Genomic DNA, 23,799 nt, shown 5'->3' on the forward strand with positions numbered 1-23,799 from the left:
AGCCGTCACCGCTCACGGGCCATGCAGCAGACTGGACCCCATGACCATTCACGAGAACCTCCTGGGCGGCCCGCCGCCCACCCACCTTCCCGACGACCCGGAGCCGCGTGAGCTCCTCGCGACGGGAACCTCGCCGGCCGAGGTGGCGGCGCGGTACCCGGCGTCGTCGCTGGCCTGGGCCCAGCTGGCCGACGACGCCTTCGAGCGGGGGGCGGCCGTGGAGTCGTACGCGTACGCCCGGACGGGCTACCACCGCGGTCTGGACGCCCTGCGCCGCAGCGGCTGGAAGGGCCATGGCCCGGTCCCCTGGGAGCACGAGCCCAACCGCGGCTTCCTGCGCGCCCTGCACGCCCTCGCGCGCGCCGCCCAGGCTATCGGCGAGCAGGAGGAGTACGAGCGCTGCACGCAGTTCCTGAAGGACTCCTCGCAGACGGCCGCGCACACGCTGGGCTGACCCCGTACGCACGCGAGGCCCGCCGGTGCGACCGGGCGGGCCTTGCGATCTGTGCACGTGATGCGCAGGATGCGGATGGGGACCGGGGCCCCCGTGCCGGCATCGGCAGGGGCGGACCGCTACCCGGAGTACTACAGGAGACAGCGATGTCCCAACCGGCTCACCCGACTCCTCAGCCTGCTGAGGCCTCTGAGCCCGAGACCCCGCATCTCGACTTCGCAGGCACGACGCCGTACGAGGACTACGTCAGGGCGGACGTGCTCACCCACCTCCAGCACACCCTCTCCGACGACCCCGGCGAGATGGTCTTCCTGGTCACCACCCAGGTGATGGAGCTGTGGTTCACCGTCATCGTCCACGAGTGGGAGACCGCGGCCCGCGCCCTGCGCTCGGACGACGTGCCGACGGCGATCGCCGCGCTGAAGCGGTCCGTACGGGAACTCCAGGCGCTGAACGCCTCCTGGACGCCGCTCGCCGCACTCACGCCGGCCCAGTTCAACAGCTACCGCGGCGCCCTCGGCGAGGGCTCCGGCTTCCAGTCGGCGATGTACCGCCGCATGGAGTTCCTGCTCGGCGACAAGTCCGCCTCGATGCTCGTCCCGCACCGCGGCGCCCCCCGCGCCCACGCGGAACTGGAGAAGGCGCTGCACGAGCCGAGCCTGTACGACGAGGTGCTGCGGCTGCTCGCCCGCCGCGGGCACGCGGTCCCGGACGCCGCGCTGCACCGCGACGTGTCGCTGCGCTACGAGCCCAGCGAGGAGGTCGAGGCCGTCTGGACGGCGCTCTACGCCGGTGACCAGGACGACGAACTCGCCCGGCTCGGCGAGGCGTTGACCGACGTCGCCGAACTGGTGTGGCGCTGGCGCAACGACCACCTCGTGGCCACCCGCCGCGCGATGGGCGCCAAGTCCGGCACGGGCGGCTCCGCCGGGGTGGCCTGGCTGGAGAAGCGGGCCCGGAAGAACGTCTTCCCCGAGCTGTGGACGGCGAGGTCCCATGTCTGAGCTGACCCTCCGAGCCGAGAAGCTGGACGGCGCCGACGAACTCGCCGGGCTGCGCGACCGGTTCGTCCTCGACGAGGGCGTCTACCTGGACGGCAACTCGCTGGGCGCGCTCCCGGCGAACGTCCCGGACCACATCGGCGAGGTCGTACGCCGCCAGTGGGGCGAGCTGCGCATCCGCTCCTGGACGGAGGGCGGCTGGTGGACCGCGCCCGAGCGGGTCGGCGACCGGATCGCCCCGCTGGTCGGGGCCGCGCCGGGCCAGGTCGTGGTGGGCGACTCGACCAGCGTCAACGTGTTCAAGGCGCTGGTGGCGGCGGTCCGGATGGCCCGGCAGGACGGTGCGGGCGAGCGGGACGAGATCCTGGTCGACGCGACGACGTTCCCCTCGGACGGGTACATCGCCCAGTCGGCGGCCCGGATGACGGGTTGCGCGCTGCGCCCGGTGACGCCGGCCGAGGTGCCCGGGGCGCTCACCGCGCGCACCGCCGCCGTCCTGCTGAACCACGTCGACTACCGCACGGGCCGGCTGCACGACCTGCCGTCCCTGACGGCCGCGGTGCACGCGGTGGGCGCGTACGCCGTCTGGGACCTGTGCCACAGCGCGGGCGCCCTGCCGGTGGGGCTGGACGAGCACGGGGTCCGCCTGGCGGTCGGGTGCACCTACAAGTACCTGAACGGCGGCCCGGGTTCACCGGCCTTCCTGTACGTCCGCCGCGATGTGCAGGACCGCTTCGACTCCCCGCTGCCCGGCTGGAACTCGCACGCCGAGCCCTTCGGCATGCGGCCCGGCTACGAACCGGCGGCGGGTGCGCTGCGTGGCCGGGTCGGCACCCCCGACATCCTCTCCCTGCTCGCCCTGGAGGCGGCGCTGGGCGTCTGGGACGGGGTGCCGGTCGAGGCCGTACGCGCCAAGTCCCTCGCGCTGACGGACTTCTTCCTGGAGTGCGTCGACGCGTACGTCCCCGCCGGACGCGTGGAGTCCCTGACCCCGGCGGCCCACGAGGAGCGCGGCAGCCAGGTGGCCCTGCGCTGCCCGGACGCCGGTGAGGCGATGAAGCGGCTGATCGAACGCGGGGTGGTCGGCGACTTCCGGCACCCCGACGTCCTGCGCTTCGGCTTCACCCCGCTCTACGTCGGGTTCGCGGACGCGGACCGGGCGGCGCGGGTGCTGGCGGAGGTGCTGGCGTAGATGCCGACGTAGGCGCCGGCCGGCTGACGCGCCGGGTACGCCCGGCTCGCGCGGGCGTAGCCGGGCTCCCGCGGGAGTGCCCGGCTCCCGCGGGCGTACCGGAACGGAGGTTTCCTGCCGCACGGTCCCGGATCGTGCGGCAGAACCGTTTGGCCTCACCCAGCGTGACATCCCCATGTCGGGGCACGTGACGGGCCTGATACCGTCCCGGCCAACGGTCGGTTGATTTCCATTCCGGACCGCCAAACCCGTTTCACCGCTGAGAGGTTGGAGCATGCCGGAAGCCGACGCCCCCCTCCCCCGAGCGCTCGGGTCCGCTCGGGCGGGGGAGACCCCCACCGCCGCGGAACCGGGGAGCACCCCCGGCCGTGACGCGGCCGCGCGTGCCGCCGCGGAGGAGGAGTCGGTCTTCTCGCACGCGCCCGTCGCACCCGACGGCACGGCCGCCTACGGCGACCACCCCGACCAGGTCGTCGACTTCTACCGCCCGCGCAGTGCGGCCGGCACCTCGGGGCCCGCGCCGCGCGCCCCGCTCGTGGTGGTGCTGCACGGCGGCGCCTGGCGGGCCCCGTACGACCGCCGCCACATCACGCCGTTCGCGGACTTCCTCGCCCGCCGGGGCTTCGCCGTGGCCTGCGTCGAGTACCGGCGCGGCAGCGCCACCCCGGCGGCGCCGGGCGAGGACGCGGTCGCGGGCCGCTGGCCGGACACGTTCGACGACGTGGCGGCGGCGCTCGACGCGCTGCCCGGGCTGGCCCGGGAGGCGCTCCCGCAGGCCGACACGCGGCGCACGGTGCTCACCGGCCATTCGGCGGGCGGCCACCTGGCCCTGTGGGCGGCGGCCCGGCACGTCCTGCCCGCGGACGCGCCCTGGCGCACGGACCGTCCCGCCCCGCTGCGGGGCGTGGTCGCGCTCGCCCCCATCGCCGATTTCGCGGTCGCCGAGAAGCTGGACGTGTGCGGCGGTGCGGCCCGACAACTGCTGGGTGGGGAAGAGGGCTTCGTCGAGCGGCAGCCCTGCGCCGACCCGGCTCTGCTGCTGCCGACCGGCATCGCCACGACCCTCGTCCAGGGGCGCGACGACCTGGACGTACCGCAGGTGGTCGCGGAGTCCTACACCGAGGCCGCGGCGAAGGCGGGCGAGGTGGTGGGCCTGACCCTCCTGGAGGGCGTCGGCCACTTCCCCCTGATCGACCCGGCGGCCGACGCGTGCGCGGTGGTGGCGGAGGAGATCGCGCAGCTGGCGTGGTGACTCCGGCCTTCGTCCCGACCGGGACCCGCCCTTCGACCGGGGCAACCCGGTCGTACCCGTAGTACTTGAGAGCTACGGCCGCGAACACCTCCCTGGCGGGACGCGGGCTACGGCCCCGGATCCGTAACTTCCCTTCCAGATCGGCCCGGTGGCCGGGCGGAGCCGGAGGGGATGAGCCGTGGGGAGTGGACGGGAGAGGCGGGGCGGGGCCGCGAGCCCGGGCGGGGCCGCGAGCCCGGGCGGGGTCGCGGGACCGGGCGGGGTCGCGGGACCGGGCGCGGGTTCGGAGACCGGACCGGAGACCGGACCGGAGACCGGACTGGAGACCGGACCGCAGACCGAGCCGGAGACCGGACCGGAGACCGGACCGCAGACCGAGCCGGAGACCGGACCGGATGCCGGTCTCGGTATGGGACCGAGTGCCGGCCCGGGAGCGGACCCGAGCGCGGATCTGGGTGCGGGCTCGCATCCCGGCCTGGGAAGGCGACCGGGGGCCGGTCCGAGTGCTGACCTGGGAGCGGAACCGAATGCCGGCCCGGGAGCGGACCTGAGTGCCGGCCCCGCAGTGGGCCCGAGGCCCGGCCAGGAAGTGAAGCCGGGCGTCGGGGCGAGGGCAGGCGGATGGCGTCGGGCCCTGCTCGCCCTTCTCGTCACCGGCGCTCTCGTGGTGCCTCTGTCGGCCGCGGCCCGGCCCCGGATTCCCGCGCCCGCCCCGGCGACCCTCGCGCCCCTGACCCGGACCGCCCTCGACGCGGCCTACGGGGCGAACAGCGCCGACGCGGCCCGCGCGTCCGGCATGGCCGCGGCACACGGCGACACGCACCGCGCGGCCGTGGACCGGGCGCTGGCGTCACCCTCTCGTCAACTGCTCTCCTTCGACGGCCGTGGTTCCGGCCGCGTGTCGGAGGTGTTCGGCGACCTGGCGCACGCCGACCGCACCGCGGTCCTCGTCCCGGGTTCCGACACCTCCCTGGACACCTACGACCGCTTCCGGAAGGGCGCACTCGCCCTGTACCAGGAGCTCGGCCGCGAGGCCACGGCCGGTTCGCGCCCGGCGGTCGTCGCCTGGCTCGGCTACGAGACGCCGGGCACGGTCAGCACCACGGTGCTCACCACGGGCCGCGCCGAGCAGGCGGCCCCGCATCTGAGGGAGCTGATACGCGACCTGCGCGCCGTGACGGGGCGGGCGCCGCACATCACCCTGGTGTGCCACTCCTACGGTTCGGTGGTGTGCGGGCGCGCCGCGTCCGGCCTGGACGTGGACGACATCGCCTTCATCGGCAGCCCCGGCACCGGAGCGGACTCCGTGCCCGCGCTGCACACCCGGGCCCGTGTCTGGGCGGCCCGCGGAGCCGCCGACTGGGTGGCGAACGTGCCGCACGTCCGCGCCCACCTCTTCGGCACGACCGTCGGCCTGGGGGCCGACCCCATGGACCCCGCCTTCGGCGCCCGCAGGTTCACGGCCGGAAGCGGCGGCCACAGCGCCTACTTCACCCCCGGCTCCCCGTCCCTGACCAACCTGGCCCGGATCGTCCTGGGCGCCACGAGCGAGGTGCAACGTGACTGACCGCCTCCCCGCAGCACTCACCCGCATACGAGCCTCCGCCCACCGTCTCCACATCCAGACCCCACCGCACCGGGACCGGGCGGTGGACGCCCTGCGGGCCCTCGCCATCCTCGGTGTGGTCCTGGGGCACTGGCTGGTCACGGCCCTGGTCGCCGACATCCGCACCCAGCCCCGCCCCACCCTGCACACCGCGAGCCCCCTCCACTACCTGCCCGCCCTGGCCCCGATCTCCTGGGCGTTCCAGACCCTCGCCGTGTTCTTCCTCGTCGGCGGGCACGTCGCCACCCGCAGCCACCTCTCGGCCCGCGCCCGCGGCACCAGCTACCCGCAGTGGCTCCGTGCTCGCCTGTCCCGGCTGTTCGGGCCGGTCGCGGCCGTACTGGCCCTCTGGACGGTCACCGCCACCGCTCTCCTCCTGACCGGCGTGGACCTCGACACGGTCCACACCCTCGTGAAGCTGACTCTGTCCCCCCTGTGGTTCCTCCTGGTCTTCGCCGTACTGACGGCGGCGACCCCCCTGGTCACCCGGCTCAGTCCCCTGTGGCCCCTGGCCGTCGTCCTGCACGTGGACCTCCTCCGCTTCGGCCTCGGCGCCCCCTCCTGGATCGGCTGGCTGAACCTGCCGGCAGGCTGGCTCGTGCCGTACACCCTGGGCGCGGCCTGGACCCGTGGTGAGCTGGACCGCCGCCGCGCGGGCTGGACGCTGCTCATCTGCGGTGCGACGGCGACCGCGGCCCTCGTCGCCTGGGCGGGCTACCCGGCGTCGATGGTCGGCGTACCAGGGGCCGTGGTCTCCAACCTCAACCCGCCGACACTGGCGGCCGTCACCTTCGGCCTGGCCCAGTGCGGCCTGGCCCTGCTGCTGCGCGAGCGGCTGCGTCGCGCGATGTCCCGCCCGCTCGCCTGGGCGGCGGTGGCACTGGTCAACCTCTCCGCGATGACGATCTTCCTCTGGCACCAGACGGCCCTGATGGCGACCACCGCCATGGGCCTGCTCGCCGGCCGCCTCCCGGGCCTGCACACGCTCCCCGACGGTCCCGGCTGGGTGGCGGCCCGGCTGGCCTGGCTCCCGGTCTTCGCCCTCGCCCTGGCCGTCTGCTGGGCCGCCTTCCGTACCTGTGAGCAGGGCGGTGGCCGGCGCCGTTCCCGGGTGGTCAGGGCCCATCGCCCCGGGACGGCCTCCGCGCCAGACCCTAGAGTGGGCGCGTGATGCGAGGGGAAAGCCGCGTCAGGCACGGGCTGCGGGTGCTGCGCGAGGACCTGTGGACCGCACGGCCGGATCCGCTGCCCCCGTCCGTCTGGCTGCGCTGGCTGCCGCACGGCATCGTGTGGCTCGTCGCGCTCGTGGTGCTGCTGGGCGCCGCGGGCCACCTTTGGAGCGGCGCGCGGCTGGCCTTCGGCTATGCCTTCCTCGTCGCGCTCGGACAGGCCGGTGCGATGGCGCTGGCCCTGTGGCGGCCCATCCTGGCGTGGTGGCTGTCCATGGCGGCCACGGTGCTGGGGGCGGTGGCCCTGCACGGCCTGCTGCTCGCCGGCGATCTGCACGGCTTCACCTGGCCCTGGACCACGTCCGGGATCATTGCCCACCTGTTCGTCCTGCTGCTGCTCGCCCTGCGGGTACGCACCCGCGTCGCCGTGGAGGCGCTGGCCCTGACCGCACTGGTCACCTACGTCCTCCAGGGTGTGTGGGGCGCGGCGGACTACCAGTCCACCGGTGTTCTCGCGCTGGCGCTGTTCGCGGTCGTGGTGGTGCTGGGCACGGCCCTGCGCGGCCGCCGCGAGGCCCGTGCGGAACTGGTGCAGCAGACCACGCTCACCGCGGAGGAGCGGGCCCGCCGCACGCTCCTGGAGGAGCGCAGCCGCATCGCCCGCGAGCTGCACGACGTGGTCGCCCACCACATGTCGGTGATCTCCATCCAGGCGCAGGTGGCACCGCACCTCACACCGGACCCCTCGCCGGAGCTGAAGGAGAACCTCCACGGCATCCGGCAGAACGCGCTGGAGGCGCTCGGCGAACTGCGCCGGGTGCTCGGCGTGCTGCGCTCGGAGAACCCCGAGGACCCCTACGGCCTCGGCGAATCCGGCACCAGGGCCGCTCCGGACGCCCCGCAGCCCACCCTCGACCGCCTCGGCGCCCTCGTCGAGAACACCCGCGCCGCCGGTCTGACGGTCACCGTGGACATCGAGGACTCGAGGCGCGAGCGACGTCCGTATCCGCCGGCCGTGGAGCTGTCGGCGTACCGCATCGTCCAGGAGGCCCTGAGCAACGCCCTGCGGCACGCCCCGGGGTCGACGGTCCGTGTGGAAGTCACCCACGTTCCCGACGGCCTGTTCCTGAGCGTGGTGAACTCTCGCCCGCAGCGGCCCGTCCAGCCCTCCCCGGGCGCCGGGCACGGCCTGCTCGGCATGCGCGAGCGGGCGACCATGCTGGGCGGGCACGTCACGGCCGCCAGGACACTCCACGGCGGCTTCGCGGTCACGGCCTTCCTCCCCCACGACGGCATCGCGCCCGCGACCAGCCCGCCCCGCCTGCCCGTCGTCTACACCGACCCGCCCGACACCCCCGTCGTCCACGTCGAACCGCCCGGCGCCGCACCCGCTCCCGGCTCACCGTCCCCGACAGGAGAGGACACTCCATGACGAGCGGCCGCATCCGCGTCCTCATCGCCGACGACCAGCAGATGGTGCGGCAGGGGTTCACCGTGCTGCTCAACACCCAGCCGGACATCGAGGTGGTGGGCCAGGCGGTGGACGGCCTGGACGCCGTCGGCAAGGCCGCCGAGGTCTCCCCGGACGTCGTCCTGATGGACATCCGCATGCCCGAACTCGGCGGCATCGAGGCCACCCGCCGCATCACCACCGCCACCCCGGACATGAGGGTCCTGGTCCTCACCACCTTCGACCTGGACGAGTACGTGTACGAGGCGCTGCGCGCCGGCGCGTCCGGCTTCCTGCTCAAGGACGCCTCCGCGGACCAGCTCGCCGAGGCGGTCCGGGTGATCGCGGCCGGAGACGCGCTGCTGGCACCGGGGATCACGCGCCGGCTGATCGCGGAGTTCTCCCGGCTGAAGGACGCACCGCGCGCCCCGCTGAAGTCACGCATCGGCGTACTGACCGAACGCGAGACGGAAGTGCTCGCCCTGATCGCGCAGGGCCTGTCCAACGCGGAGATCGCCCGGCACCTCGTCGTCGCCGAGCAGACCGTGAAGACCCACGTGGGCCGCATCCTGGTGAAACTGGGCCTCAGGGACCGCACTCAGGCGGCGGTGTTCGCCTACGAGTCGGGACTGGTCCGCCCCTCCGGGTACTGAGCACGGGCATCAGGGCGATACCCGTAGTACTTGAGACGGATCGCGAAGGACCCCCTCGAAGGGGACGACTGCGGCCGCCGCCTGCGCCTACCGTTTTCAGCGTGACCGAGACGACGCAGACGCAAGCGACACCGCCGGACGGCGCCTTCAGTCCGTACAAGCCGCGCAGCCCGGAGTACAGGCTCGCCGAGAAGGTTCTGCGCGGGCTGCGGCAGGGCCTGTTCCACGACGCCTTCGCCTACCGTCCGCTGCGCCCCGTGGGTGTCGACGGCCCGCTGGTCCGGCGGCTGCCCGGCCGCCTGCGTCCGTATGCGGCCTGGAGGCGGCACGCCGTGGTGGTGGGAGCCGGCCTGCTGGCGCTGTTCCTCGGCTGGACGAACGGCATGGGCAGCGGGGCGGCCCCGGTGACGGGTCTGCTGGCCCTCGCCCCGGTGCTGCTCACCCTGACCCGCCCGGTCGGAGCGTTCTGGGTCTCCCTGATGGCGGCCATGGTCTCGTCGTGGCTCGCCGGTATCCACGCGAACTATCCATGGCAGCCCGGCAGTTACCTCGCGCACCTGGCGGTGCTCACGGTGGTGGCGATACGCACCCGGCCGCGCACCGCGGCATGGATGTGGGCGGCCACCGCGTTCTACTCCGTGATCGCCGACGCGCTGTTCGGCTACGCCTACGGCAACAACTCGTCGCCCCTGCTGGTCCTCTCCGCGCTCGTCCTCCTCGCCGTCACGGTCTGGCACATACGCAAGGACGCCGAGCAGGAGATGACCGCCCAGCAGACGGTGACCGAGCACGAGCGCTCCCGCCGCACCCTGCTGGAGGAGCGCACCACGATCGCCCGCGAGCTGCACGACGTCGTGGCCCACCACATGTCCGTCGTCGCCATCCAGGCCGAGGCCGCCCCCTACCGGGTGCAGAACCCGCCGCCGGAGCTGGAGAAGGCCTTCGCCACGATCCGGGAGAACGCGGTGGCGGCCCTCACCGAGCTGCGCCGCGTCCTCGGCGTCGTGCGCGCGGAGGACTACGAGGCCCCGGAGGCCCCGCAGCCCACCCTCGCCGACCTCGGCACCCTGCTGGCGAACGTGCGGGAGGCCGGGCTGACGGTGGAGAGGGTGACGATGGGCGCGGTGCGCGAACTCCCGCAGGGCGTCGAGCTGTCGGCGTACCGGATCGTCCAGGAGGCGCTGAGCAACACCCTGCGGCACGCGCCCGGCGCGAGCGCCCGCGTCGAGATCGGCTACGTCCTCGGCGGGCTGGCCCTGCGCATCGTCAACGGCCCGCCGCCGGAGCCGTCCCTGCTCAAGCCCTCGCCCGGATCCGGGCACGGCATCACGGGCATGCGGGAGCGGGTGTCGATGCTCGGCGGCGAGATGACGGCGGGCCCGGTCGACGACGGCGGGTACGAGGTGGCGGTGTTCCTGCCGGTCGCCGCGGTGGCCGAGCACACGGACGACGACGAGGCCGGCGCATGAGGGCGGGCACGATCCGGGTGCTGGTCGCAGACGACCAGATGATGGTGCGCGAGGGCTTCTCGGTCCTGCTGAACGCGATGCCGGACATCAAGGTCGTCGGCGAGGCCGTCAACGGCCGCGACGCGGTGGAGCGGGTACGCGAACTGGCCCCGGACGTCGTACTGATGGACATCCGCATGCCGGAGCTGAACGGCATCGAGGCGACGCGCGAGATCGTCGCCGCGGACGGCACGGCGAAGGTGCTGGTGCTGACCACGTTCGACCTGGACGAGTACGTGTACCAGGCGCTGCGGGCCGGTGCCTCCGGGTTCCTGCTCAAGGACGCCTCGGCACGGCAGCTCGCCGACGGGGTGCGAGTGGTCGCGGCCGGCGAGGCGCTGCTCGCCCCCTCGGTCACCAGACGGCTGATCACGGAGTTCTCGAAGCTGACCGAGCCCCCGCGGCTGGCGGCCACCGCGCAGGCGGCGTACGGGGAGCTGACCGAGCGGGAGACGGAGGTGCTGGTACTGATTGCACAGGGCCTGTCCAACGGGGAGATAGCCGAGCGGCTGGTGGTCGCCGAGTCGACCGTCAAGACCCATGTCAGCCGCATCCTGGTCAAGTTGGGCCTGCGGGACCGCACACAGGCGGCGGTGTTCGCCTACGAGGCCAGACTCGTCACGCCGGGGTGAGCCGCCCCGGGCCGTCACCGCACCGGGATGCCGGGCGAGGTCTGTGACCGACACCCTTGGCCGGACCCCCTGGTCGGATCGGGGGTGGCCGGGCTAACGTCCGGGCATGTCCGCTCTTTCCGGCCTCGCCTTCGACCCGTGGGACCCGGCGTTCCTCGCCGACCCCTACCCGGCCTACGCCGAGCTGCGCGCGCGGGGCCGGGTGCTCCACTACGAGCCCACCGACCAGTGGCTGGTGCCGCACCACGCGGACGTCTCGGCGCTGCTGCGGGACCGGCGGCTGGGCCGGACGTACCAGCACCGCTTCACGCACGAGGACTTCGGCCGCACACCGCCCCCGCCGGAGCACGAGCCGTTCCACGTCCTCAACGACCACGGGATGCTCGACCTGGAGCCGCCGGACCACACCCGGATCCGGCGCCTGGTGTCGAAGGCGTTCACCCCGCGCACGGTGGAGCGGCTGAAGCCGTACGTGCACGGCCTGGCGAACGAGCTGGTCTCCGCCCTGGTGGAGGCGGGCGGCGGCGACCTGCTGAGGGACGTGGCCGAACCGCTGCCGGTCGCCGTGATCGCCGAGATGCTGGGCATCCCCGAGTCCGACCGGGCGCCGTTGCGGCCCTGGTCGGCGGACATCTGCGGCATGTACGAGCTGAACCCGTCCGGGGAGACGGCGCAGAAGGCGGTGCGGGCGTCGGTCGAGTTCTCCGACTACCTGCGCGAGCTGATCGCGGCCCGCCGCAAGGAGCCGGGCGAGGACCTGATCTCGGGGCTGATCGCCGCGCACGACGAGGGCGACCGGCTGACCGAGCAGGAGATGATCTCCACGGCCGTGCTGCTCCTCAACGCCGGCCACGAGGCCACGGTGAACGCCACGGTCAACGGCTGGTGGGCGTTGTTCCGCAACCCGGAGCAGCTGGCGGCCCTGCGCGCGGACCACTCCCTGATCCCCTCCACGATCGAGGAGCTGATGCGCTACGACACCCCGCTCCAACTCTTCGAGCGCTGGGTGCTGGACGAGATCGAGATAGCCGGCACCACGATCCCGAGGGGTGCGGAGATCGCCATGCTCTTCGGCTCGGCCAACCACGACCCGGCGGTCTTCACCGACCCCGGGCGCCTGGACCTCACCCGCCGGGACAACCCGCACATCTCCTTCAGCGCGGGCATCCACTACTGCATCGGCGCGCCCCTGGCCCGTATCGAGCTCGCTGCCTCCATGGCCGCCCTCCTGGACCAGGCCCCCACCCTCACGCTGGCCGCCGAACCACAGCGAAAGCCGAACTTCGTGATCCGCGGACTGGAGGGGCTGAGCGTGACGGTGTCCTGATGGCTGCTCGGCACCGAGGACCTCAAGGGGTAGGTCGACTGAGCCGGAGGCTCAGCCGCCGCTGATGTCCCGCCTGCGCAGACCCACCAGCCCTCCGGTCACCAGGAGCACCGCGAGCGCGAGCAGGACGCCGACCGGCCCCCACTCCATCCGCCCGCCCGGCAGCTTCGGCAGATGGCCGAAGGGGGAGAGGTCCAGCACCAGCTGGGGGACGTTCAGCGCGGGGCCGATCCAGCCGATCAGCAGCACCGCTCCGGCCACGCCCCACGCGGCCACGGCACCCCGCGGCAGGACGCCGTAGAGCAGGACGGCGACGCCGCCGATCACCCACACCCCGGCCACCTGGACGAGGCACGCGCCGAGCACCGGCCCGACCTGCTTGCCGTGGCCGGCCGCGATACCCAGTCCCGCCAGGAGCATGAGCAGGGCGGAGCCGCCGAAGGCGATCAGCAGATGCCCGGCGGCCCAGCGCAGCCGGCCCACCGCGCCCGCCAGCACCGGCTCGGCGCGCCCGGAGGTCTCCTCGCCGTTCAGGCGCAGCACGGACGCCACGACGTAGAGCGCGGCGACCATGCCCAGCATCCCGGTGATCGCGGCGAGGAAGGCGTCCGTCATGCCGGACTGCCCGCCCATCCGCTCGAAGATCTCCCGCGCCTTGGCGTTGTCGCCGACGAGCTCGGCCGCGCCGTCCGCCAGCCCGCCGTAGACGACTCCGGCGACGAAGAAGCCGATGCTCCAGCCGAGCACGCTGCCGCGTTGCAGCCGCCAGGCCAGCGCGCCCGCCGTGGCGAGGCGGCCCCGGGCCGGTCCCGGCCGGGTGGGCAGGAAGCTCATGCCGATGTCCCGGCGTCCGGCGAGCTGGTAGGCGATGCCCGCCTGGAGGGCCGTCGCCGCCGCGAACAGCAGCAGCACCCACCAGCGCTCGGCGGCGAAGGAACGCAGGTCCTCCAGCCAGCCCAGCGGGGACAGCCAGGTCAGCACGGACGAGCCGTCGTCCGTCCCCGAGTCGCCCGCGGCCCGCAGTACGAAGGCGGCGCCCAGGACGGCGGACGTCAGGCCCCGGGCCAGCCGGGCGCTCTCGGTGAGCTGGGCGACGATCGCCGCCATCGTGGCGAAGACCATGCCCACGCCCGCCGTCCCGAGCCCGAAGGCCAGTGCACCGGCGGCGCCCTGCCCGGCGAGACCGGCCGTGACCAGCAGCGCCAGGACCGCGTTCGCGACCGCCGCGGCCAGCAGCGCCGCCGTCAGCGGGGCCCGGCGGCCCACCATCCCGGACGACACCAGTTCCTGCCGTCCGCTCTCCTCCTCGTCCCGGGTGTGCCGGATGACGACGAGCAGGCTCATGACGGCGGCGAGCGCACCCGCGAACACCCCCACTCGCCAGGCCGTCAGTGCGCCCAGCGAGTCGCCGAACACCGGGCCCACCATGGCGCGCAGGGAGGCGTTCGTCGTCATCTGGCGCACCAGGTCGGCGCGTTCGGCCGGGGTGGCGTACAGACCCTTCAGCGTGTTCGGCATGCTGAGGACCATCAGCGCGTTCACCGCGATCCACACCGGGATCATCACGCGGTCGCGGCGCAGGGCGAACCGCAGCAGGGTGCCGGTGCCGGCCAGGTTGCGGGAGCGGCCGGCGGGCACGGCGGCGGGCGTGGCGACGGCGGCGGTCATCGCGCCACCTCCGCGGCTTCCGCGTCCGTCCCGAAGCCCGTCCCGGCCTCGGCCTCGGCCTCGTCCTGGTAGTGCCGCAGGAACAGCTCCTCCAGCGTCGGCGGGGTCGAGGTCAGCGACCGCACGCCCGACTCGCTGAGCGAGCGCAGCACCGCGTTCAGCTTGTCGGTGTCCACCTGGAGGCGGACGCGGTTGCCCTGGACGTCGAGGTCGTGGACGCCGGGCAGGTGGGCGAGCCCGTTCGGCGGGCCGGCCAGTTCGGCGGTGACGCTGGTGCGGGTGAGGTGGCGCAGGTCGGCCAGCGACCCGCTCTCCACGGTGCGGCCCTTGCGGATGATGCTCACCCGGTCGCACAGCTCCTCGACCTCGCTGAGGATGTGGGAGGAGAGCAGGACGGTGCGGCCGCGGTCGCGCTCCTCGGCCACGCACCGCTGGAAGACCTCCTCCATCAGCGGGTCCAGGCCCGAGGTCGGCTCGTCCAGGATCAGCAGGTCGACGTCGGAGGCGAAGGCGGCGACCAGGGCGACCTTCTGCCGGTTGCCCTTGGAGTACGTCCGCCCCTTCTTGGTCGGGTCCAGCTCGAAGCGCTCGACCAGCTCCTCCCGGCGCCGCCGGTCGAGGCCTCCGCGCAGCCTGCCGTACAGATCGATGACCTCTCCTCCGGAGAGGTTGCGCCACAGGGTCACGTCGCCGGGCACGTAGGCGATCCGGCGGTGCACCTCGACCGCGTCCGCCCAGGGGTCGCGGCCCAGCACCCGCGTGGCGCCCGCGTCGGCGCGCAGCAGGCCGAGCAGGACCCGGATGGTGGTGGACTTGCCGGCACCGTTGGGGCCGAGGAAGCCGTGCACCTCGCCGGCGGCGACGTTCAGGTCGAGGCCGTCCAGGGCCCGCGTGGAGCCGAACGACTTGTGCAGGCCGGACACCTCGACGGCGCAGTTTGCCTTGGTCATGCTTTGGAAGGTACGTGAACTTCACAAAATTGTGAAGTTAAGGAAGCGTATAAAAGCAAGGTTAGACTCGACGGTGGCGTCCGAACAGGCGGAGCAGGGGAGAGGGGCCGGGATGACGGAACGGGAAGCGGCGGTGGAGCGGGACCCCGAGGTGGTGTCGCAGTTCGTGGAGCACTTCGCGGCCCAGCTCGTCGAGGCGGGCGTGCCGCGCATGCCGGCCCGGGTCTTCGCCGCGCTGCTCGCCTCCGACGCCGGCGCCCTGACCTCCGCCGAACTCGGCGACCGGCTGAGGATCAGCCCCGCGGCCGTCTCCGGCGCGGTGCGCTACCTCGCCCAGGTGCACCTGGTCTCCCGCGAGCGGGAGCCCGGCTCGCGGCGGGAGCGCTACCGGGTCCACAACGATCAGTGGTACGAGGCGCTCACCAGCCGTGACGCGATCATCAAGCGGTGGGAGGACGCCCTGCGCGAAGGCGTGGTCAGCCTGGGGGCCGAGACCCCCGCGGGCCGTCGGCTCGCCGACACGCTGGCCTTCTTCGAGTTCATCGAGCAGGACATCGCCGGAATACTGGAGCGCTGGCGCCGGTACCGGGAGGAGAACCTCCGCGGGTGACGCGACCGGACGGCGCCCGGCTCCGGCCGGCTCACCCCGTCACCGGCAGCGTCAGCCCCCAGGCCCCCTCCACGACCCGCCACGTCCGCGTCCGCACCGGCCCCGACACCACCGCGTCCGCCCGGTAGCGGAAGCCGGCTCCCGAGACGGTCACCGTGCGCCCCCGGGCCAGCAGCGGCGAGGCCTCCGCGCCCACCGACAGCGGTCGCACCTCCACCTCGGCCTTCCCCGTGCCGCCGCCCGGCGTGACCGAGACCGCCTCCACCGGCTGCTCCAGGTCCACGACCGTCTCCCCGTCGACCTCCACCCGCAGCCGGGAGGGGCCGGGACCGGCGGCCGCCGCGGCCCTCGGCGGCCGGGTCACCAGCGTCCGTACGAGGGACTGGCAGGTCCGCAGCCAGGGATGCCCAGCTCCGGACGGGACCGCTTCGGAGCCTGCCGGATCCTGCTGACGGGGAGAGACCGGCGGGATGCGGAGCGTGCCCAGCACCACCCCGTCGCTGTCGTCGACGAGCAGGTCCAGCCGCCGCTCGGCGCCCTCGAGGACCGCGCGTGCCGCCGCCACCGGCCCCGACGGCACCCCCAGCGAACGGGCCAGCGACAGGGTGCCTCCGACCGGCACCACGGACAGCGCGCACGCGGCCAGCTCCCGCTGCCGGTGCAGCGCCGACACCGCCCGCAGCAGCGCCCGGTCGTCGCCGACCACCACCGGCCGCCGCGAGCCGCGCCGCGCCAGCGCGCGGGTGAACTCCTCGGGACCGTCCGGCAGGCACACCTTGGCGGCCGCACCCGCGCTGAGCACGTCTTTCGCGATCCGTACGGACTCCCCGTCCGTCCTCCGGGCGACCGGGTCGATGACCACCAGCAGCTGATCGGACGTCGGATAAGTCGCCACCTCGGTCCTGCCTCGCTTCCTCGGGTAGCATCTTTGTGCAAGAGCCCCTTTGCGCTATTGCGCCGGGGGCTTCGTCTATTCCGGGGCATCCGGTCCAACGGTTGAGCGGCCGACGACGGTCGCGGTGCACGCGGCGGTCAACCCTCCGCGTGCGCCCCTGACCCTGGACATGCCCCGCCCGGAAGGGGTGTACGCGCGTGCCCGCACTTGTGCTGCTCGGTGCTCAGTGGGGTGACGAGGGCAAGGGGAAGGCCACCGACCTGCTCGGTGGCTCGGTGGACTATGTAGTGCGATACCAAGGCGGCAACAACGCCGGCCACACCGTCGTCGTCGGTGACCAGAAGTATGCACTGCACCTCCTCCCTTCCGGAATCCTCTCCCCTGGTTGCACGCCTGTCATCGGCAACGGTGTGGTCGTCGACCCGTCGGTCCTGCTCTCCGAGCTGAGCGGTCTGAACGAGCGCGGCGTCGACACGTCCAAGTTGCTGATCAGCGGCAACGCACATGTCATCACGCCGTACAACGTCACCGTCGACAAGGTGACGGAGCGCTTCCTCGGCAAGCGGAAGATCGGCACCACGGGCCGCGGCATCGGCCCGACCTACTCGGACAAGATCAACCGCGTCGGCATCCGGGTGCAGGACCTGTACGACGAGTCGATCCTCACCCAGAAGGTGGAGGCGGCCCTCGACGCCAAGAACCAGATCCTCACCAAGCTGTACAACCGGCGCGCGATCGCCGTGAACCAGGTGGTCGAGGAGCTGCTGGGCTACGCCGACCAGATCAAGCCGTACGTCGCCGACACGGTCCTGATCCTCAACCAGGCGCTGGACGAGGACAAGGTGGTCCTCTTCGAGGGCGGCCAGGGCACGCTGCTGGACATCGACCACGGCACGTACCCCTTCGTCACCTCCTCCAACCCGACCGCGGGCGGTGCCTGCACGGGCGCCGGCGTCGGCCCCACGAAGATCAGCCGCGTCATCGGCATCCTCAAGGCCTACACCACCCGTGTCGGCTCCGGCCCCTTCCCGACCGAGCTGTTCGACGAGGACGGCGAGGCGCTGCGCCGGATCGGCGGCGAGCGGGGCGTGACGACGGGCCGCGACCGCCGCTGCGGCTGGTTCGACGCGGTGATCGCCCGCTACGCCACCCGGGTCAACGGCCTGACCGACTTCTTCCTCACCAAGCTCGACGTCCTCACCGGCTGGGAGCAGATCCCGGTCTGCGTCGCCTACGAGATCGACGGTGAGCGCGTCGAGGAACTCCCGTACTCCCAGACCGACTTCCACCACGCGAAGCCCGTCTACGAGTACCTCCCCGGCTGGCAGGAGGACATCACGAAGGCCAAGACCTTCGCGGACCTCCCGAAGAACGCCCAGGCCTACGTCAAGGCCCTGGAGGACATGTCCGGCGCCCCGATCTCCGCGATCGGCGTGGGCCCGGGCCGCGACGAGACGATCGAGATCAACTCGTTCCTCTGACGCCTTGCCCTTCCGGGAGACTTGCCAGGGCGGCCGGTGCGGTGAACCGCACCGGCCGCCCCGCATCGTTTTGACAGCCTTCTGCACTGAACCCACCTACCGGAAGGGCGCGAGCCCCCGAGGCAGGTGCCCGGAACGGGCCCGGCAGGCTTCATCCGTGCCACGTACGTTGTGACGTCGGGTCCGCCTCAAGGTGCCCGGAGTGGGCCCTGCGTCGCACTCGTCGGGAACAGTGCCAAGCTGCTGCAGGCCGACGACGACACCGCCGCCGGCGTCGACTACGAGATCGACATCGCCCAGCCGGAGGGTTCGAGGATCAAGAACCTCTCCTGCCAGGGCGTACCGGTCACCGACGACCAGGTCTTCGTCGTCGCGGTGAACAACTACCGTGCCATCGGCGGCTCCGGCTACCCGCACATCTCGTCCGCCCCCATCGCCCACAGCTCCACCGACGAGATCCGCCGGCTGATGATCGACTACGTGACCTCGAAGGGCGCCCTCGACCCCGCCGACTTCGCTGACGTCAACTGGCGCCTGACCCAGGCCGGCACGCCGGTGTTCTAGCCGGCCGGCCAACCCCCCCGGCCGCCCCCGGCCTCAGCTGAAGACGATCATCGAGCCCTGGGCCAGGCTTCGGGTCGCCGCCGCGTGGAGGCTCAGCCAGACGTGGCGCTCGCGGGCGAAGGGGCTGGGGTCGTACGGCCCGGGGGCGGCCGGCTGTTCCAGTTCCGTGGGGCCGAGCGGGGGGTCGGGGGCGGCCGGGGGGTTGGCCGGGTCGATGCCCAGGGACGGGGCGACGTGCTCCAGCTCGCGCAGCAGGGTCTGCGAGGAGCCCAACGGGCCGCCGCCGGCCAGGAGGTCCTCGTTGGACAGGGGATGCGGGAAGTCCACCGGGACGTAGGCGCCGGCGTGGTCGAAGTGCCAGACCAGGTGGGACTGCTGGGCCGTCGACTCGAACATCTCCAGCAACTGCTCGTAGTCGCCGCCCAGTTCACCGACCGGGGTCAGCGGCAGGCCGCAGACCTGAAGGAGGTAGGCGCGGCGCAGGAAGTGCAGCGCGTCGTAGTCGAAGCCGGCCACCGGCGCCACCTCCCCGGACAGGCCGGGCATGTACTGGTACACCGGCACCGGGGGAAGCCCGTTTTCGGCCAGCACCTTGTTGTACTGCGCGAGTTCCTCGGCGAACGGGTTGTCGGGGGTGTGGCACAACACGTCGACGAGCGGTACCAGCCACAGGTCACAGGCCAAAGAGGGCTCCTCGGGGAGGGCAGGGCTTCCAGCGTGTTCGGTGGTCGAAGAGTGTAGAAGCGTAGTCGGTGCGGGACCGCTCAGCTCCCCTCGTGCAGGTCCCATACCCACACCCCGCCGGTCCACGTGCCCGGACGGCCCACCAGCTTCGTCACCGCCTCCCGCAGCGGGTCCTCCTGCGGCTGGGGTGCCAGCACCAGGACGCCCGCGTGCCAGTGGGCGAAGTCCTGCCGCGCCTGGGCCCGCCAGTCCTCGCCGATGGCCGGTACGGACCCGGTGTAGCTCACGTCCCGCAGCATGTCGGAGGTGCGGCGCGGGGAGGCGCCGTAGATGCCGACGCGGTCGGGGCCGTAGGGACCGTTGAAGTAGCCGCCGGGCAGCTTGAAGCCGAGGTGGGCCGCGGTCTGCCAGTGCAGGGCCTCCGCGTTGCTCGGGTCGGGCAGCGGTACCGGCACCAGGGTCTCGCCGTCACGGACGTAGGGCTTCCACAGGCCGGCCGTGATGAACTCCGGCACCGGGGCGCGGTCCACGGCCTTCAGCGGCGCCGGGACCAGCGGCAGCAGCGCGAGGCAGACCGCCAGCAGGCCGCCGTAGAGCGTGCCGAGGCGGCGGTTCGCCGTGATCCTGGCGACGGCGAGGGCCAGCAGCATGCCCAGCGCCGGCGCGCAGATCATCGCCACGCGCCCCTCGATGACCGACTCGAACAGCGGCAGGTGGGCGAGCGGCGCCCACGGCCCGGGGTAGACCGTGTCGGTCAGCGGGATGCGGAACTTCGGGCCCAGGGACAGCAGGGCCGCTCCGGCCACCGTGATCGCCAGCGCCTTCACCAGCGCGTGCTCCCACAGCCGTACGGCGATCCCGAAGGCGAGCAGGAGCAGCGGCCAGCCGTAGAAGGCGTTCTGCTCGGTGGGGTTCAGGGAGAGGGCGTTCGCCTTCGCCGCGTCGCCCGCGAACAGGGAGCGCTCGGCGAAGGAGATCAGGGCGAGCGGGCTGTTGCCGGCGTTGTCGCCGTGCAGCACGCTCTGGTAGCTCTGCGGGCCCGCGAACTGCCAGTACAGCGGATAGGCGACGAGGGGCAGGCACACCGCCGCCGCGATCAGCATGCCCTTCAGCAGGGGCCGCCAGGCCGCCCGCGCGACCTCCCTGCGGACGAGCCCGTAGGCGGCGGCGAACAGGGCCATGCCGATCGCGGCGAGCAGCAGCGGCTCCTCGCCGAGGAAGATCTGGTACGCCGTCATCAGCCCGAGCACGATCCCGTCCCGCCGCACCCGGGAGCCCTCGGCCAGGCGCAGCGCCCGGTCGACGATCAGCGGGATCATGAACAGGACCACGAAGTTCGGGTGCGCGTTGGCGTGGCTGACCATCGGCGGGGCGAAGGCGGCCAGGCAGGCGCCGGTGAAGGCCGCGCCCCGGTGCCGTACCACCCGCCTGACGATCAGCCAGTACCAGGCGGCCGCGGTGGCCGCGATCCCCAGCGCCATGCAGACGCTGAGCGAGACCGCCGGGCCGAAGGCCAGCGTGAGGGGGGCGAAGGGGACGGACATGCCCAGCATGACCGTGTTGGCCATGAGGTTCACGCCGTCGGGGAAGCCCTGCAGATCGGTGAACAGGGGGTTGCGCAGGTGGGCGACGTTGTCGGCGGTGACCGCGAAGAACCACTCCCACTGGTTCTGGTCCTGGAGGGAGTCGGGGAGGTAGCGGTGGCCGGGGTCGAAGAGGCGGCCCGAGTAGAGGGTGACCGCCATCAGCAGGAAGAGCGCGATGGCGAACAGGTCGGCCGGGCGGACGGAACGGGCCTTGAGGCGGCCCAGTTCGGCGAGGACCGTGAGGTAGTCCAGCGGGCCGACCTTCGAACCGCTCTGGTGCGACCAGCGGACCGGCACCTCGGCCACCGGCCAGTCCTGGCGGCGGAAGTGCTGGAGGACCTCCACGTCGATGCCCCAGCCGCTCAGCCTGGAGGCGGCGAAGGCCTCGCGGGCCCTCTCGCCCTCGAAGAGTTTGAAGCCGCACTGGGTGTCGCGGATGCCAGGCACCGCGATGCCCCGTATCAGGAAGTTCCCGGCGCGGCCCAGCAGTTCGCGCACCCGGTGCTGGCGCCTGGCTATCGTCGCGCCCGGCACCGAGCGGGAGCCGATCGCGGCCGTGCCGCCCTCGCCGAGCGCCTTGTCGAGCTGTTCCAGCTCCTCGATGGGGGCGGCGAGGTCGGCGTCGGTGACCAGCACCCGGTGGCCGCGGGTGGCGGCCACCCCCAGGCGCAGGGCGTGGCCCTTGCCGCGGTTGCGGTCGCCGGCGACGAGCCGGACGCGCGGGTCACGGCGGTCCGTGACGAGGCCGCCGGTGCCGTCGGTGGACCCGTCGTCGGCGACGACGACCTCCCACGCCCCGAAACGGTCCTCGTGGTCGGTCAGGTACGCCGTGACCGCGTCGAGGGTGGGGCCGAGCCGCCGTTCCTCGTTGTAGGCCGGAATGACGACGGACAGGTCGACGGCCTCGGTGGCGGTCCCGCTCATGCGGTGGCCAGCCGCTCGACGAGGGCGAGGTCGTGCGCGTTGTACGCGGCGATGATCGCGCGGGCCGCCGGGGTGTCGCCTCTTGCCAGGGCGTCGACGAGTTCGGTGTGGGCGGACCACAGCAGGCCGCGCAGATCGCCGCGGCGGCGCAGGTGCTGCACCGCGCACACCCAGAACTGCACGCGCAGCCGGTTCAGGAAGTCGGAGAGGTAGGGGTTGCCGAACAGGGCGCCGAGCTCCCGCCAGAAGCGCAGGTCGTAGCCGATCAGGACGGTCAGGTCACCGGCGGTGGCCGCGCGCTGCGCCTCCTCGCCGCGCCGGCGCACCCCGGTGAGCGTGGTCCTGACGCGCGGGTCGTCGGGCCGGGGGAAGCCCCGCGGCGCCGACTGGGCGGCCTGGAACATGCCGTCGGTGACCAGGGCACGGGCCCTGATCATGTCGTGGAGGTCGTGCAGCGAGTATTCGCGCACGTGGAAGCCGCGGTGCTGGTCGGCCTCCAGCAGGCCCTGCGCGGACAGGTCGACGAGCGCCTCGCGCACCGGGGTCGCGGACACCCCGTACTGCTCGGCGATCTCCTTGACCGTGAACTCCTGCCCCGGCTGGAGCCGCCCGGCCAGCACCTCGTCCCGGAGCGCGTCCGCGATCTGCTGCCGCAGGGTGCTGCGCGTCACGGCGCCGGTGCCGCTGATGCCGGGCATGGTCGGGGCGTCTCCTTGCGCGTGCGGGTGGCGTACTCGTACGTCCATGTCTACGAGCACGCCACCTTACGCGTTCGGGATGCCTCCGAATCCGGCTCGCCGGGGCCCGCGCCGCTACGCGGTGTGCTCGTCGGCCACCGTCAGCGCGGCGTCGAGCGCCGCCAGGCCTTCCTTCAGCTCGGCCTCGGTCGCGTTGCACGGCGGGACGACGTGCGTGCGGTTCATGTTGATGAAGGGCCACAGACCGTTCGCCTTCGCGGCGGCGCCGAAGGCGGCCATGGGGGCGTTCGCCTCACCGGCCGCGTTGTAGGGCACCAGCGGCTCACGGGTCTCGCGGTTCCTCACCAGCTCCAGGGCCCAGAACATGCCGACGCCGCGCACGTCGCCGACGCTCGGGTGCCGCTCGGCCAGCTCGCGCAGCCCCGGCTCCACGACCTCGGCGCCGAGCCGCTTGGCGTTCTCGACGACGCCCTCCTCGGCCATCACGTTGATCGTCGCGACGGCCGCCGCGCACGCCAGCGGGTGCCCGGAGTACGTCAGACCGCCGGGGTAGGCCCGCTTGCCGAAGGTCTCCGCGATCCTCCCGGAGATGGCGACGCCGCCCAGCGGCACGTATCCGGAGTTCACGCCCTTGGCGAAGGTCATCAGGTCCGGCACGACGTCGAAGAGGTCCGCCGCGAACCACTCACCGGTCCGCCCGAAGCCGGCCATGACCTCGTCCAGAATGAAGACGATCCCGTACTTGTCGCACAGCTCGCGCACTCCGGCCAGATAGCCGGGCGGAGGCACCATGATCCCGGCGGTTCCGGGGATGGTCTCCAGGATGATCGCGGCGATGGTCGCGGGACCCTCGAAGGCGATCGTCGCCTCCAGGTGCTCCAGCGCCCGCGCGCACTCCTGCTCCTCGGTCTCGGCGTAGAAGCGGGAGCGGTAGAGGAAGGGCGCCCAGAAGCGCACGACCCCCGCCGAGCCGGTGTCCGACGGCCAGCGCCGCGGGTCGCCGGTGATGTTGACGGCCTGCTGCGTGCCGCCGTGGTACGAGCGGTACGCCGAGAGCACCTTGGGCCGCCCGGTGTGCAGCCGCGCCATGCGCACCGCGTGCTCGACGGCGTCGGCGCCGCCGTTGGTGAAGAAGATCTTGTCCAGGTCGCCGGGGGTCCGCTCGGCGATCAGCCGCGCCGCCTCGGACCGGGCCTCGACGGCGAACGCCGGCGCGAACGTGGCCAGGGTGGCGGCCTGCTCCTGTATCGCGGCGACGACCTTGGGGTGCTGATAGCCGATGTTGGTGAAGACGAGCCCGCTGGTGAAGTCCAGGAAGCGTTTGCCGTCGTAGTCCCAGAAGTAGGACCCTTCGGCACCGGCCACGGCCGGCGGGTCGATGAGGTCCTGGGCGGACCAGGAGTGGAACACGTGCGCCCGGTCCGCGGCCTTGACGACTGCGCCGGCTTCGGGATTCGGCTGAGGGGTCATGCGGCCGAGCGTAAACGGCGCGGGC

The 23,799-nt window shown here is 73.0% G+C and carries 20 protein-coding genes and 1 pseudogene; 14 read left to right on the top strand and 7 right to left on the bottom strand.

The window, feature by feature from the left end; genetic code table 11:
• The first annotated feature begins 40 nt into the window (after window positions 1-40).
• The 11 genes from ACTYVM_RS15925 to ACTYVM_RS15975 all read left to right on the top strand — a co-directional run bounded on the left by ACTYVM_RS15925 (window position 41) and on the right by ACTYVM_RS15975 (window position 12,244).
• Window positions 41-454 carry a DUF3151 domain-containing protein gene (locus ACTYVM_RS15925; protein WP_445526503.1) on the top strand — a complete coding sequence of 138 codons (414 nt, stop codon included), beginning with the start codon at window positions 41-43 and terminating at the stop codon, window positions 452-454.
• A gap of 146 nt (window positions 455-600) precedes the next feature.
• Window positions 601-1,458 (top strand): tryptophan 2,3-dioxygenase family protein, encoded by an 858-nt coding sequence (locus ACTYVM_RS15930; protein WP_445526504.1) that lies wholly within the window; start codon window positions 601-603, stop codon window positions 1,456-1,458.
• Window positions 1,451-2,647 carry a kynureninase gene (kynU, locus tag ACTYVM_RS15935; RefSeq protein ID WP_445526505.1) on the top strand — a complete coding sequence of 399 codons (1,197 nt, stop codon included), beginning with the start codon at window positions 1,451-1,453 and terminating at the stop codon, window positions 2,645-2,647. The genes ACTYVM_RS15930 and kynU overlap by 8 nt, the downstream gene beginning before the upstream one ends.
• Before the next feature lie 274 nt (window positions 2,648-2,921).
• Window positions 2,922-3,899 carry an alpha/beta hydrolase gene (locus ACTYVM_RS15940; protein WP_445526506.1) on the top strand — a complete coding sequence of 326 codons (978 nt, stop codon included), beginning with the start codon at window positions 2,922-2,924 and terminating at the stop codon, window positions 3,897-3,899.
• Window positions 3,900-4,566: 667 nt separating this feature from the next.
• On the top strand, window positions 4,567-5,466 hold the full coding sequence (locus tag ACTYVM_RS15945) for an alpha/beta hydrolase (RefSeq protein WP_445526608.1): 900 nt from the start codon (window positions 4,567-4,569) through the stop codon (window positions 5,464-5,466).
• A 25-nt stretch (window positions 5,467-5,491) separates the two neighbouring features.
• Window positions 5,492-6,676 (top strand): acyltransferase family protein, encoded by a 1,185-nt coding sequence (locus ACTYVM_RS15950; RefSeq protein WP_445526609.1) that lies wholly within the window; start codon window positions 5,492-5,494, stop codon window positions 6,674-6,676.
• Window positions 6,676-8,106: a sensor histidine kinase gene (locus tag ACTYVM_RS15955; RefSeq protein ID WP_445526610.1), complete on the top strand. Its 1,431-nt coding sequence runs from the start codon at window positions 6,676-6,678 to the stop codon at window positions 8,104-8,106. The genes ACTYVM_RS15950 and ACTYVM_RS15955 overlap by 1 nt, the downstream gene beginning before the upstream one ends.
• Complete coding sequence (locus ACTYVM_RS15960; protein ID WP_445526507.1) at window positions 8,103-8,777, top strand: response regulator; 675 nt, start codon at window positions 8,103-8,105, stop codon at window positions 8,775-8,777. Before ACTYVM_RS15955 ends, ACTYVM_RS15960 begins: the two co-directional genes overlap by 4 nt.
• A 101-nt stretch (window positions 8,778-8,878) precedes the next feature.
• Window positions 8,879-10,246, top strand: coding sequence for a sensor histidine kinase (locus ACTYVM_RS15965; RefSeq protein ID WP_445526508.1), 1,368 nt, complete (start codon window positions 8,879-8,881; stop codon window positions 10,244-10,246).
• Entirely contained in the window at window positions 10,243-10,917 is a 675-nt protein-coding gene (locus tag ACTYVM_RS15970; RefSeq protein ID WP_445526509.1) for a response regulator, read from the top strand. The genes ACTYVM_RS15965 and ACTYVM_RS15970 overlap by 4 nt, the downstream gene beginning before the upstream one ends.
• 106 nt (window positions 10,918-11,023) lie before the next feature.
• Window positions 11,024-12,244, top strand: coding sequence for a cytochrome P450 (locus ACTYVM_RS15975; protein WP_445526510.1), 1,221 nt, complete (start codon window positions 11,024-11,026; stop codon window positions 12,242-12,244).
• A gap of 51 nt (window positions 12,245-12,295) precedes the next feature.
• Here ACTYVM_RS15975 and ACTYVM_RS15980 read toward each other — a convergent pair whose 3' ends face one another.
• Together ACTYVM_RS15980 and ACTYVM_RS15985 are read right to left on the bottom strand one after the other, a co-directional pair.
• Window positions 12,296-13,912 carry an ABC transporter permease gene (locus tag ACTYVM_RS15980; protein ID WP_445526511.1) on the bottom strand — a complete coding sequence of 539 codons (1,617 nt, stop codon included), beginning with the start codon at window positions 13,910-13,912 and terminating at the stop codon, window positions 12,296-12,298.
• Window positions 13,909-14,862 carry an ABC transporter ATP-binding protein gene (locus tag ACTYVM_RS15985; protein ID WP_445526512.1) on the bottom strand — a complete coding sequence of 318 codons (954 nt, stop codon included), beginning with the start codon at window positions 14,860-14,862 and terminating at the stop codon, window positions 13,909-13,911. The genes ACTYVM_RS15980 and ACTYVM_RS15985 overlap by 4 nt, the downstream gene beginning before the upstream one ends.
• Before the next feature lie 112 nt (window positions 14,863-14,974).
• Here ACTYVM_RS15985 and ACTYVM_RS15990 point away from each other — a divergent pair, with 112 nt between their 5' ends.
• The gene (locus ACTYVM_RS15990; protein ID WP_445526513.1) at window positions 14,975-15,472 is read left to right on the top strand and encodes a GbsR/MarR family transcriptional regulator; all 498 of its coding nucleotides are present in this window, start codon (window positions 14,975-14,977) and stop codon (window positions 15,470-15,472) included.
• A 31-nt stretch (window positions 15,473-15,503) separates the two neighbouring features.
• Here the strand turns inward: ACTYVM_RS15990 and ACTYVM_RS15995 are convergent, their stop codons facing one another.
• Window positions 15,504-16,367, bottom strand: a complete 864-nt coding sequence (locus ACTYVM_RS15995; protein ID WP_445526514.1) for a diacylglycerol kinase family protein — start codon at window positions 16,365-16,367, stop codon at window positions 15,504-15,506.
• Between the two features lie 197 nt (window positions 16,368-16,564).
• Between ACTYVM_RS15995 and ACTYVM_RS16000 the strand changes: the two genes are divergently transcribed.
• Window positions 16,565-17,848 (top strand): adenylosuccinate synthase, encoded by a 1,284-nt coding sequence (locus tag ACTYVM_RS16000; RefSeq protein ID WP_445526515.1) that lies wholly within the window; start codon window positions 16,565-16,567, stop codon window positions 17,846-17,848.
• A 258-nt stretch (window positions 17,849-18,106) separates the two neighbouring features.
• Window positions 18,107-18,412: pseudogene (locus tag ACTYVM_RS16005) on the top strand (5'-nucleotidase C-terminal domain-containing protein); the annotation flags it as partial.
• A 33-nt stretch (window positions 18,413-18,445) separates the two neighbouring features.
• Here the strand turns inward: ACTYVM_RS16005 and ACTYVM_RS16010 are convergent.
• The 4 genes from ACTYVM_RS16010 to ACTYVM_RS16025 form a co-directional block, all read right to left on the bottom strand.
• Window positions 18,446-19,096 (bottom strand): putative DNA-mimic protein, encoded by a 651-nt coding sequence (locus ACTYVM_RS16010; protein WP_445526516.1) that lies wholly within the window; start codon window positions 19,094-19,096, stop codon window positions 18,446-18,448.
• Between the two features lie 80 nt (window positions 19,097-19,176).
• Window positions 19,177-21,606: a glycosyltransferase gene (locus ACTYVM_RS16015; protein WP_445526517.1), complete on the bottom strand. Its 2,430-nt coding sequence runs from the start codon at window positions 21,604-21,606 to the stop codon at window positions 19,177-19,179.
• A complete protein-coding gene (locus ACTYVM_RS16020) occupies window positions 21,603-22,304 on the bottom strand; it encodes a GntR family transcriptional regulator (protein ID WP_445526518.1) in 702 nt (233 codons plus the stop codon). The genes ACTYVM_RS16015 and ACTYVM_RS16020 overlap by 4 nt, the downstream gene beginning before the upstream one ends.
• A gap of 114 nt (window positions 22,305-22,418) precedes the next feature.
• The gene (locus tag ACTYVM_RS16025) at window positions 22,419-23,774 is read right to left on the bottom strand and encodes an aspartate aminotransferase family protein (protein ID WP_445526519.1); all 1,356 of its coding nucleotides are present in this window, start codon (window positions 23,772-23,774) and stop codon (window positions 22,419-22,421) included.
• Window positions 23,775-23,799 lie beyond the last annotated feature (25 nt).

It is taken from the genome of Streptomyces cyslabdanicus (assembly GCF_052663305.1).